The sequence below is a fragment of the Agrobacterium vitis genome, assembly GCF_014926405.1.
Taxonomy (GTDB): Bacteria; Pseudomonadota; Alphaproteobacteria; order Rhizobiales; family Rhizobiaceae; genus Allorhizobium; species Allorhizobium vitis_H.
In genome coordinates, this window is record NZ_JACXXJ020000005.1 from 3119988 (window position 1) to 3131800 (window position 11813).

Here is an 11813-nt window from a genome sequence, read left to right on the forward strand (position 1 = left end):
GAGGTGGCAAATGCTGGAGCCTTTTGACCAATGGGACATTCAACCGTTTGGCAAATTGAAGCCAATTCCATATACCGCACGATTTTCACTGGCGGAATATGAAACGATCAAGAAAGGTTTCATTCCAAATTGCATGGAAGATAAATGGGTTATTTTTTTCGCCGCCCATTCACTCTTTCTTCATCGGAGCTGGACAGGCGCGGCTGTATATCGCGTGGATTTTTCTGAAAGATCGAACACGTTTAATGTCAAAAATGCTTATGTGGACGAGGCTGTGTGTCAAAAAGACAATAGCGCTTATGACGCAGCACTATTGTCTTTTTTAATAGATAATATTCTACTCTCCAGGAGTTCACCCTTCCCTATGATCGAGGCAAACAGGAATTTGCCGGCCGGTGCCTACCAGCATCATATTGCAGGCACCGGATACAGGGAAACATCTTTCAAACCTCCCCGCCCCTGGTGGAGGTTTTGGGGACGGGATAATTAAGCTTTTGGCGGATTGTCGCGTTTGAAAATCCAGTCATGATCCGGGTGGTTCTGAAAGCGCCATTTGCGCATTGGACCTGCCATGACGTTGAGATAATACATCTCATAGCCATAAGGCGCACCGCAAGGATGGTGGCCCTTGGGTACCAACACCACATCGCCATCGGAGACGGCCATGGTTTCGTCAAGCGTGCCGTCTTCGGTAAAGACGCGCTGGAAGCCAAAGCCTTGAGCCGGGTTGAGACGATGATAATAGGTCTCTTCCAGATAGGTCATATCTGGGAAATTATCCTCATCATGGCGATGCGGCGGATAGGATGACCAGTTGCCCTGCGGGGTGAACACTTCCGTTACCAGCAGGCTATCGGCCACATCGCGCTCTTCCATGGCGATGGGGAAGATATAGCGGGTGTTGGCACCCTTGCCGCGCTCGGTCAGCGCCACGCCTGCCGGGCTAATCACTTGTGCTTCACGGCCCGGCTTTGCGGGGGCGGTACAGACGGCCAATGTCACATCCGTGGTGGCGGTGGCGCTCCACTCGCTGCCAGCGGGGATATAAACGCAATGGGGCGGCTTTTTCTCAAACACATTCATGCGGTCGCCAAGTTCGCCGAAGCTTTTGCCCGCACCGGAAATTTCGGCTTTGCCCTCGACCAGCACCAGAATCACTTCTGTCTCGCCGGTTTGCTCGGCAGCTTTCTCGCCCGCCTTCAGCTTGTAAAGCCCAAAGCCGACATAGCCCCAATTGGCCGATTCCGGGGTGATGTCATGCACTTTTCCGGTGGTGCCCACGGGCTTGCGCAATAGGTTGGTCATTGTTCATCTCCCTTTCCCGGTGTTTTGTAAAACACCCAGAACAGTTGCAGACCGGCATAAAACCCAAGCGCCAGCGAAATCATCGCCCAGGTTTGAGACCCGTTATAAAGCTCGATCCCCGCCCAGACCAGCGGCACCAGCACGACCAGAATGCGCACCCAGAGCGGCTTGAAAAACGGGTGGTGGGGATCGAGAAATTGCATGGGCTTACCTTGTGTGTTCGGGTCGGGGCTGGCCCTTTACCGTTGGAGGCTGTGGTGGGAGGGATATAGCATAGGTCGGTGCTTGCTTAACCCCCTTGCTCCGACCGATTAAGCCGCCTTATCCAACCCCGCAGCCTTGGCCATGGCCTTCAACGAAGCAAGGCCCAAGCTCTGGTAATCATAGGGATTGCGCACATCCGGGTCCTGCTCGGCCTCAATCACCAACCAGCCTTCATAGCCATGTTCACCAGCAATTTTCAGCACCGGCGGAAAATTCACGCCGCCTTCGCTGTCGCCCGGCACTGTGAACACACCACGGCGCACGCCTTCAAGGAAGGAGAGCTTTTCATCGCGCACTTGTTTGGCAATCACGGGGCGGATGTTCTTGGCGTGGATATGACCCACGCGGCCCATATAGTTGGTTGCCACGCGCTCCGGGTTGCCACCGCCAAACAGGCAATGGCCGGTATCCAGCAACAGCTTGGCATGCGGGCCAGTGTTGGCCATCAGCTTGTCGATTTCCTCTTCGCTCTCGACAATCGTGCCCATGTGGTGGTGATAAACCAGGGCAATGCCTTGGGCTGCCGCAAATTCGGCCAATGCTTCCACGCCTGCACCGAAACTGGCCCACTCAGAATCGGCCAGTTTCGGGCGATCATTCACCGGCTTGCCATCATCGCCATGGATCGCATTCGATGTTTCGCAGACGATGATCACCTTGCTGCCCATGGCCTTGAGCAGATCGAGGGCAGGCTGCATCGCGGCCTTTTCGTCTTCAATCGAATTGGTCAACAGGTTCAGCGAATGCCAGCCGGAGACGTAGCGAAGGCCGCGTGGCTGCAGCACAGCCTTCAGGGCCGCTGGTTCCTGCGGAAATTTGTGGCCCTTTTCAATGCCGTCGAAACCGATTTTGGCGGTTTCATCGAGGCATTGGTCGAGGCTGATATGGGCACCCAGCGTGCGGTCGTCGTCATTGGACCAGGCAATCGGGTTGGTTCCGTAGAGAATCATCTTACTGTCTTTCCTTGAGCGCTGCCTCGTAGCGGGCGCGAGCCTGTTGCACTTCATTGCGGTCTGAAACTTCCGGCACCGCCACATCCCACCAGTATCCGCCAGCCTCCGGCGTTGGATAAGGATCGGTGTCGATGACAATCACGGTGGGTCTTGTCGCCTCGCGAGCACTCTCTAGAGCGGTTTCCAGATCAGTGATGGTGGTGACCTTGCGGCTATTTGCCCCCATAGATGCCGCATGGGCGGCAAAATCGATCTGTGGCGCGTGGATATGCGAGGTATGGGCGTAGAGATTGTTAAACTCGGCCCCGCCGGTGCCCATTTGCAGACGATTGATGCAGCCATAGCCCCGGTTATCGGTGATCACCACGGTGATTTTCACGCCCAGAGCGCAGGCCGTCACCAGCTCGGAATTCATCATCATGTAAGAGCCATCTCCAACCATGACGATCACGTCACGCTCCGGCTCTGCCATTTTGATGCCCATGCCGCCTGCAATCTCATAGCCCATGCAGGAAAAGCCATATTCCATATGGTAGGACAGCGGCAGTTTGGATTTCCAGAGTTGGTGCAACTCGCCCGGCATGGTGCCAGCGGCGCACATCACCACCGTATTGTCATGCGAAGCGCGTTGCACGGCACCAATCACTTGCATGTCGGTGGGTAGGCTGTTGCCATCCTTCGGCGGTGCCGTGACAGCATCGGCTTTAGCAAACCAATCGGCCTTCAGGCCTGCATCCGGCATTGCAAAACGATCATCACCCAGAGCTTTTGAGATCAATTCCAGACCGATTTTCGCATCCGCCACCAAGGGCAGAGCGTCATGCTTGGCACTGTCATAAGCCTGCACGTTGAGCGCAAGAATCTTGCGGTTCGGGTTCTTAAACAGCGCCCACGAACCGGTGGTAAAATCCTGAAAGCGGGTGCCAACACCGATCACGAGATCCGCAACCTCGCAAATCGTGTTGGCACTGGCCGCACCCGTCACGCCGACGGGTCCGAAATTCAGCGCATCGTCCCATGGCAGGGCCGATTTTCCGGCTTGGGTTTCCACCACCGGAATCTGATGCTTATGTGCAAAATCGCGCAGGGTTTGGGTGGCACCGGAAAAATGCACGCCACCGCCTGCGACAATCACTGGGCTTTTGGCAGATTTGATGGCGGCAATGGCCGTTTCCAGCTCAAACGAATCCGGCTGTGGACGGCGGATGTGCCATATTTTGGGTGCAAAGAAGCTCTCGGGGTAATCGTAGGCTTCTGCCTGTGTATCCTGACAAAAGGCCAGCGTGACCGGGCCGCAGTCGGCGGGATCGGTCATGGTGCGAAAGGCGCGGGGCAGGGCTGTCAACAAATGTTCAGGCCGGGAAATGCGGTCGAAATAACGGCTGACGGGGCGAAAGCAATCATTGGCCGACATCAGGCCATCATTGAAATCCTCCACCTGCTGCAACACCGGATCGGGTCCGCGATTGGCGAACACATCACCGGGCAGCAGCAGCACCGGCAGGCGATTGACATGCGCCAAGGCCGCAGCCGTGACCATGTTCAGCGCACCGGGACCAATGGAGGAGGTAACAGCCATAGCGCGGCGGCGGCCAAGCTGTTTGGCATAGGCAATGGCCGCGTGGGCCATGGATTGCTCATTCTGGCCGCGCCATGTGGTGACGCTGTCTTTTGCGCCCTGCAAGGCCTCGCCCAGACCCGCAACATTGCCATGGCCAAAAATGGCCCAGACGCCAGCAATAAACGGCACGCCTTCCGGCGTCATCTGATTGGCAAGGTAGCGCACCAGAGCCTGAGCGGCCGTCAATCGCACCGTTTTCCCAGCGGTAGTCATTGTCTCTCTCCCTGAAATTCTAAAGGCTCAAGCGTTTGAACGCGCCCGATCCCAGACCTGACACAGCGATGTGTATTTGCCCACCATGTCAGCAATCGCATCTTCATCCGATAATGTGCCAGCTAACCACTTGCGGGCCGCATCGCCAAAAATGGTGCGCCCAACCGCAAAGCCCTTGACCAGATTAAAGCTAGCTGCGGTTTTAAAGCTCTCCTCCAGCTCGGCGGCGGGCGCATCCAGACCCAGCACAACAATGCCCCGTGTATAGGGATCGTTGCGGGAAATGGCGTCAACCGCCTTGGCCCATGCGCCTGTCGTTTTCATCGGTTCCAGCTTCCACCAATCGGGGTAGACGCCAATGTCGTAGAAGCGCTGGATAATCGTCGCTGCCGTATCATCATCCGTTGAGCCAACCTTGGACGGAATAATCTCCAACAGCATTTCAAGCCGGTTACGGCGTGCAGCCGTGAAAAGACGTTTTACCGTATTTTCTTGTTGTTCCTTCAAAGCCGCATCATCATCGGGATGATAGAAGCACAGAACCTTCACCACATTTTCCACCGGCCATTCGGTCAGGCCACCGAAATCCTCGCCCAGTTCCGGCTCCAATGTCAGCGGGCGAGAGCCCGGCCATTCCACCGGGCGGCCAATCCAAAGACCAGACCCGGAGGCCTGATAAAGCGCATCACGACCCAGACGGCTATCACACAAAATGCCATAACCGGGTTGACCATTGGCCACCTGCTGCGCGGCTTTCAGGCAGAGTTGCTTGAAAGCCCCGATCTGCTCATGCGAAACGCCCGCCTCATCACACATGGCTTCCAGCTGCATGCGGTGATCGAAGGCAAACACCCGCATCTGCGGCCATTCACCATCGCGGTTGGTGGACCAATGCACCTGTTCCAGCGCCGCATCCTTGCGCAAAGCCTTGTTGCGAATGCCGGTTTTGAAGAAATAATCCAGCTCTTCAAGGCTGGGATAGGCGGGCGTGCAGCCGTGGCGCGACACAGCAAAAGCGCCGCAGGCATTGGCATATTTCAAGGCTGTGGGCCAATCCTTGCCCGTCAGCCAGCCTTTGAGCAGGCCAGACATGAAGCCATCGCCAGCGCCCAGCACATTGAAGACCTCAATGGGGAAGCCTTCGCCGGTCTGGCCATCATCAAGACTGTCGGGAATTGCGCCATCAAATACCACAGCGCCCAAGGCACCGCGCTTGCACACCAGCGTGGCCTTGGAAACATTCCGCACCGCCCGCAGCGCTTCCACCGTGTTGGTAGAGCCGCCCGCAATGTGGAATTCCTCTTCCGTGCCGACAATCAGATCAAACCAATGCAGGGTGGATTGCAGCTTTGCCGTCACGGCCTGTGATTCGATAAAGCGGCTTTCACCATCGCCATGACCCGCCAAGCCCCAAAGGTTGGGGCGGTAATCAATATCCAGCGCCGTCTTTGCGCCATTTTCCCGCGCCAACCGCAGCGCTTTCAGCACCGCAGCTTCGGTATTGGGGTGGGAGAGATGCGTACCCGTGACGCAAACACACCCGGATTCAGCCACAAAAGCCGGATCTATATCATCCTCGCACAGCGCCATGTCGGCGCAGTTTTCGCGGTAGAAAATCAGCGGAAACTGGTGCTCATCACGAATGCCCAGCAAAACCAGTGCGGTCAACCGTTTGGGGTCGGTCTTGACACCCCGCACATCCACGCCTTCGCGTACCAACTGCTCGCGGATAAAGCGGCCCATATGCTCATCGCCCACGCGGGTGATGAGAGCCGATTTCAAACCCAACCGGGCGGTGCCAGCCGCAATGTTGGTGGGGGAGCCGCCGATATATTTGTTGAAGGAGGCCATATCTTCCAAACGGCCACCCACTTGCGCGCCGTAAAGATCAACGGACGAACGGCCGATGGTGATCAGGTCAAGTTTTGGCACGCTTTCCTCCTTGGACGCGACAGGGCTTGCTTTGCCTGCCGTCAATGACCTCACTCCCGGAAGGTCATTCTATTATCGCTTAAAAATGGACTATATATTCTATTTTTGAACCCATCAACACAAATGTTCAGTCCTGTTGTCGGGCCGTTCCCACCGCAACCGAGAGCGCAATGGCCAGACAAAGCGTGGCAGAGAGTGAGCGAAATGCGCCAAAATCCACCTCGGCGACTGAGAGGGTCATTGCCCCCAGTTTACGCAGCGGATTGACCACCGTATCGGTAATTGCCACCACGGAAATGCCCCGCGCTGAGACTTGCTCAACCAGATCCAGCGTCTCGGTCGAATAGGGCGCAAAGGTAATGGCCAGCACCACATCACCATCACGGATGGCATGCTGGCTTTCCAGCTTGCCAACGCCGCTGTGTAACATGGCCGGAACCGCCATTTTTTCAAAGGCATAGGCAATATAGCTTGCCACCGGAAAGGAACGGCGCAAGCCAACAATATGGATCATTCCAGCCGTGCTGAGGCAGGTCACGGCCTGTTCCAGCAGGTGCGGATCGACCGTTTGCAGCAACCCTTCCAGCGACACGCGCCCCGCCTCGACAAATTCCGCCAAAAGCGCCGATGGGCTGCCGGATGCTGTTTCCCGCAAATGGTGCAGGCGGGTGGAATAATCCGGCCAGCCGCCGACAAAAGAGTCCCGAAACAGCTTTTGCATTTCGGAAAATCCAGAAAAACCAAATATTTGGCAAAATCGCATAAAGGCAGAGGGCTGCACGCCCGCCCCTTCCGCCATTTCGGCCACAGTCGAGACGGCAATGCGGTCCTTATTGGCGGCCACATAGTCCGCGCATTGCTTGAGCCGCTTGGGCAGCGTGTCCGAGACCTGCATCAGCCGCTCTTCAAACGCCTTGACGCTGTCGGGGGCTTTGATGCTGTCGGTATCGATGCCCTGCGGCATTGTGTCTGACATCATTGTTTCTGACATGGCGGATATAGGGCCTCAAGTGTTGGCACGGGGGTGGTAATGGCGTGAAACCTGTCGAGGCGGCATCACAGCCTGCCTTGACATAAACACGATCCCAATCTAGCAAAATAGAACGTATATTCCAAACGAGGAGTGACGCAAGAGCTGGCGATTGTCATGGTTCGTGTCGTTTGGTTTGAGATTTTAACGTGTCATGTGCTTTGCGCCCCATCGGGTGCAGGCCAGGGAGGAGAAGAACGATGGTAAAGAAACTGGCCCTTCTGGGCGCAGGCCGTATCGGCAAAGTACATGCCAAGGCCATTGGCGAAGACAAGCGCGCCCAATTGGTGGCCGTTGCGGATGCTTTCCCCGAAGCCGCCAAGGCGATTGCCGATGCCTATGGGGCCGAGGTCAAGACCATTGAAGAGATCGAAGCCGATGCATCGATTGATGCCGTGCTGATCTGCACGCCCACCAACACGCATTCCGATCTGATCGAACGGTTCACCGCCGCTGGCAAGGCCGTGTTCTGCGAAAAGCCGATTGATCTGGATGTGAAGCGGGCAGAAGCCTGCGCCGAAGTGGTGCGTGCCAACGGCGGCAAGGTGATGCTGGGCTTTAACCGTCGTTTCGATCCCCATTTTCAGGCGGTTCGCAAGGCGATTGATGATGGCAAGATCGGCAAGGTCGAAATGGTCACCATCACCAGCCGCGACCCCGGTGCGCCGCCGCCAGACTATATCAAGGTCTCCGGCGGTATCTTCCGCGATATGACCATTCATGATTTCGACATTGCCCGCTTCCTGCTAGGCGAGGAAATCACCTCCGTCATGGCCTCTGCCTCGGTTCTGGTGGACCCGAAGATTGGCGAACTGGGCGATTATGACAGCGCCAGCCTTGTGCTGACCACGGCCTCTGGCCGTCAGGCGATTATCTCCAACTCCCGCCGCGCCACCTATGGCTATGACCAGCGCATTGAAGTGCATGGCTCGGAAGGCTCGGTGGCCGCTGAAAACCAGCGCCCGGTCTCCATCGAGATCGCCACCAAGGATGGCTACACCCGCCCGCCGCTGCATGATTTCTTCATGACCCGCTATACGGCGGCTTATGCCGCTGAAATTTCGGCGTTTCTCGATTTCATCGAGAGCGGCAAAGCACCTTCGCCATCCATCGAAGATGGCCTGATTGCGCTGAAACTGGCGGATGCAGCGGTGAAAGCCGCCAAGGAAAAGATCGTCGTTACGCTGTAATCGAGAGTATCCCCAAAGGTTAATAGCCGGGTTTTTCCAAAACCCGGCTATTTGCAAGGCATGTTGCCGATCATCAATCCCTGAACATTCTTGACTGCATCATTCCTTAAATCTGACCCGATTTGAGGAGAGGATTATGCAGCAAATTTAAAGTGCTACAGCATCCTGCCAGTGGATTTCAGCCTCGGCAAGATTTGCAAAGCAACGGATGTTTCAGGAAGATGCGCATGACATTCACTCCCAAATTTTTCAAATTCATCAGACTTTTCTCCGTCTTCGCTTTGTCATCGGCCTCTTCCCTGGCTATGGCCGCAGAAGGACCATCACGCCTTCCAGACTGGCTGAAAGACCACGTGGGGGAAGGAACCGGCCAGATCGCCCCTGTCGTCCTGGAGAGGGCGCGTGCGCTCTATCTCGCTAGAGTGGCGGAAGGCAAGGTCAGCAACGCATGTTATTTCGCGATGGATGCCACCCGGCCAAACGACCGTACTGACGGCACCTCCGGAGGCCGCTTCTATGTCATCTGTGAAGCGCAGCGATCCTTTCGGGTCATATCAGCGGGACACGGTGGCGGGCGCAATCTCGGAGGCGTCGTCAATTTCTCAAACGGGCGAGAATGCGCCAAGAACTTTGGTAATGCCCTGGATTCAAATCTGACGGCGGGCGGCGCTTACATGACGAGCGAAATCAAGACGACGTTCAAAGGCTATTACCGCACCTCAGCCAATCAGGAATCTTTCCTGACGAGATCTTTCGTACAGTTCGATGGAACCGGTGAGACCGCCAATGCCCGCCAGCGCGCAATTGGCGGGCATGCGGCGGCATTGGTCTCCGGGATTTGCATGCTGAAAAAGCCTGACAGCACTTACGCCAATCGAGACGGCTATGTCCCGCGCGGTAATCTCGTCACCTATCCCGCTGGTCGCAGTGACGGTTGCACAAGTTGGTCTCCGGACGACGCGCCCCAAGTTCTGTCACTGGTCAAGGATAACCCGACCACCCTCTATATCTACCCTGAGTCACGAGACATCAACGCAGTTTCCCGGGACTTGACGGCAGGCCGGTCCACTTCAGGGAATAAGACCTATTGGAACAACGCCTGCCTGAAGGAAATTGGCTCCCCGCAGTTCTGGCCTAAGGAAAAGCTCGAGCCGATTATCGCTCAATACAAGATGGATCATCCCGCACCTCCTCCGCGCCCTATCCCGATCTGCGACGTGCCATCTCATTGATTGCCGATTGTCACCGACAATTGGTTAGAAGCAGATATTAAAATGCTACAGCACCGGCTTAGCCGTCGATTTGCGCGGGATAAGCGTCGGAGCCGAGATCCGTATCCTGTCTTCAGCCGAAACCGCCTCACTCAGCAATAGATCCAAAGCATGCGATGCGATCTGGTCGAAGGGAACCCGAACCGTTGTCAGCGGTGTGGGGAGATGATTGACAATCGGAATGTCATTATATCCGACCACAGAAACCTCTTTGGGTACGGAAATTCCGAGGCGCGAAAGCCCCGAGAGCGCACCAATAGCCGTGTTGTCATTGACGGCAAAGATTGCTGTCGGACGGTTATCCAGCCGCATCAGATATTCAGCGGCTTCCGCGCCGGCGTCGAGCCCGAAGGTCGATGGAACGATTGCCTCTGGAAAGACCGGAAGTCCTGCTTCGTGCATTGCCTGCCTGTAGCCTTCCACCCGCCCAACCGCGCTGGAAGCATAAGATGGTCCTGCAATCACCCCAATATGACGATGGCCCAGGTCTATCAGGTGGCGTGTTGCCAAGTATCCCCCCAACCTGTCATCGCCAACGGAACAGAGGCTTGCCCCAGCCGTGCGAAGAGCGAAGACATGGGGTACTCCCCGAGCGATGAGGTCATCAGCAAAATCATCATCCAGCCGCGCTGTCGAAAGGATGAGCCCATCCACTCCGCGGTTCAAAAGTGATTCGGCAGCAAGCCTGTCGGCCCTGGGCTTATCATCGGTTGTCGCGACAATTGCAAAGCGGCCGCTTCTGCTACAGGCCTTGGCCAGCGACTCGTAAAGCATGGCCATGACTGTATCGGTCAAGCGTGGCACGATGATGCCGACCGTCATCGTGCTACCACGCCTCAAGCTCGCCGCCGAGATATCCCGCACATATCCCAGCTCTTCAGCAATTTTGCGGACACGACGGGCCGTATCGTTATCGGATCGGGGAAGACGTTCATCGAGAATGCGCGATACCGTCGATTTTGAGACACCAGCAGCCGACGCAACATCGAGAATTGTCACACGTCCCAGACGCCCCGCATCTTCGGTCCTTACATTCATTCGAGGTTCTCCGCTGACAGCCCTGCGCAATTGCAGCTTCAACCATGCATTAAAAAAAATATTGACTCCAGTAAAATCAGAAACGATAGTGGGAACGTTCCCATTAACGATCCTATCGCCGGTCGCTAAAGCGGGCGGCGGCTATCTGAGGAGGAGATACCCGATGCAACCAATGGATATGAGAGGGCTCAGCCCGGCACCAGTCACTGCTTTCACCCGCGATGGTGAGGTCGATTATGCTGCCAATATCCGTATTGCCAAATGGCTTGCACGAATGGACGGCGTGAAAAGCCTTGTCATTCTTGGCCATGCTGGCGAAGGTACTTTTCTGACGGAAGAAGAGCGATTGAAGCTCATCCGCACCTATGTAGAGGCGGTTGATGGTCGGATTCCGATCATTGCTGGTATCACCGGTGAAGGCACCCGGGTCGCGGCGGAAGAAGCCAAGAAGTGCAAGGCAGCCGGGGCAACTGGCGCACTTGTTTATCCCAACCACGGCTGGCTCCGTTTCGGCTTCCAGAAGGGCGCCCCGCAGGATCGCTACAAGGCGATCTGGCAGGAATCCGGCCTGCAATGCATTCTCTTCCAGTATCCGGATGCGACCAAAGCATCCTACGACCTGGACACCCAGCTTGCCATCGCGACCCAGGATGGGGTCGTTGCCACCAAAAACGGTGTGCGCAACATGAAGCGCTGGTATGTTGAGATCCCCGAGCTCAAAAAGGCCAATCCCAATCTGCAAATCCTGAGCTGCCACGACGAATGGCTGCTGCCGACCATGTTCGATGTTGATGGCCTGCTCGTTGGTTATGGAAATATCGCACCAGAACTCCTGATCGACCTGATCAAGGCGGGCAAGGCGCAGAACTATCCCGAAGCACGCAAGCTTTTCGAGCAACTCCTTCCGGTTACACGAGCCGTGTGTGTTCCGGCGTGCAAAATTGACCCCATTAGCGGGGTAATCGGCGTCCAATTTTGACCCCCTTCGGATTTATC

10 protein-coding genes and 1 pseudogene are annotated in these 11813 nt (G+C 56.2%); 4 read left to right on the plus strand and 7 right to left on the minus strand.

Features of this window, described 5'->3' with window-relative positions:
* Nucleotides 1-10 precede the first annotated feature (10 nt).
* The gene (locus IEI95_RS25870) at nt 11-490 is read left to right on the plus strand and encodes a hypothetical protein (RefSeq protein WP_156532549.1); all 480 of its coding nucleotides are present in this window, start codon (nt 11-13) and stop codon (nt 488-490) included.
* On the opposite strand, the gene iolB is transcribed toward IEI95_RS25870, so the two are convergent.
* The 6 genes from iolB to IEI95_RS25900 all read right to left on the minus strand — a co-directional run bounded on the left by iolB (nt 487) and on the right by IEI95_RS25900 (nt 7264).
* Nucleotides 487-1305, minus strand: a complete 819-nt coding sequence (gene iolB, locus IEI95_RS25875; protein ID WP_156532550.1) for a 5-deoxy-glucuronate isomerase — start codon at nt 1303-1305, stop codon at nt 487-489. The genes IEI95_RS25870 and iolB overlap by 4 nt on opposite strands.
* Nucleotides 1302-1508, minus strand: a complete 207-nt coding sequence (locus IEI95_RS25880) for a hypothetical protein (protein ID WP_012654562.1) — start codon at nt 1506-1508, stop codon at nt 1302-1304. The genes iolB and IEI95_RS25880 overlap by 4 nt, the downstream gene beginning before the upstream one ends.
* A 108-nt stretch (nt 1509-1616) precedes the next feature.
* On the minus strand, nt 1617-2519 hold the full coding sequence (iolE, locus tag IEI95_RS25885) for a myo-inosose-2 dehydratase (RefSeq protein WP_156532551.1): 903 nt from the start codon (nt 2517-2519) through the stop codon (nt 1617-1619).
* A 1-nt stretch (nt 2520) separates the two neighbouring features.
* On the minus strand, nt 2521-4356 hold the full coding sequence (gene iolD, locus IEI95_RS25890; protein WP_194417180.1) for a 3D-(3,5/4)-trihydroxycyclohexane-1,2-dione acylhydrolase (decyclizing): 1836 nt from the start codon (nt 4354-4356) through the stop codon (nt 2521-2523).
* Nucleotides 4357-4383: 27 nt separating this feature from the next.
* Nucleotides 4384-6288 (minus strand): bifunctional 5-dehydro-2-deoxygluconokinase/5-dehydro-2-deoxyphosphogluconate aldolase, encoded by a 1905-nt coding sequence (locus IEI95_RS25895; RefSeq protein WP_194417181.1) that lies wholly within the window; start codon nt 6286-6288, stop codon nt 4384-4386.
* A 127-nt stretch (nt 6289-6415) separates the two neighbouring features.
* Nucleotides 6416-7264: a MurR/RpiR family transcriptional regulator gene (locus IEI95_RS25900; RefSeq protein WP_234890978.1), complete on the minus strand. Its 849-nt coding sequence runs from the start codon at nt 7262-7264 to the stop codon at nt 6416-6418.
* 254 nt (nt 7265-7518) lie between these two features.
* On the opposite strand from IEI95_RS25900, the gene iolG reads away from it, so the two are divergent.
* Nucleotides 7519-8508, plus strand: coding sequence for an inositol 2-dehydrogenase (gene iolG / locus IEI95_RS25905; protein WP_156532553.1), 990 nt, complete (start codon nt 7519-7521; stop codon nt 8506-8508).
* A gap of 227 nt (nt 8509-8735) precedes the next feature.
* On the plus strand, nt 8736-9740 hold the full coding sequence (locus IEI95_RS25910; protein ID WP_156532554.1) for a hypothetical protein: 1005 nt from the start codon (nt 8736-8738) through the stop codon (nt 9738-9740).
* A gap of 45 nt (nt 9741-9785) precedes the next feature.
* Here IEI95_RS25910 and IEI95_RS25915 read toward each other — a convergent pair whose 3' ends face one another.
* Entirely contained in the window at nt 9786-10817 is a 1032-nt protein-coding gene (locus tag IEI95_RS25915) for a LacI family DNA-binding transcriptional regulator (protein ID WP_156532555.1), read from the minus strand.
* Nucleotides 10818-10980: 163 nt separating this feature from the next.
* Here IEI95_RS25915 and IEI95_RS25920 point away from each other — a divergent pair.
* Nucleotides 10981-11739, plus strand: a pseudogene (locus IEI95_RS25920) (dihydrodipicolinate synthase family protein); the annotation flags it as partial.
* Nucleotides 11740-11813: the final 74 nt, after the last annotated feature.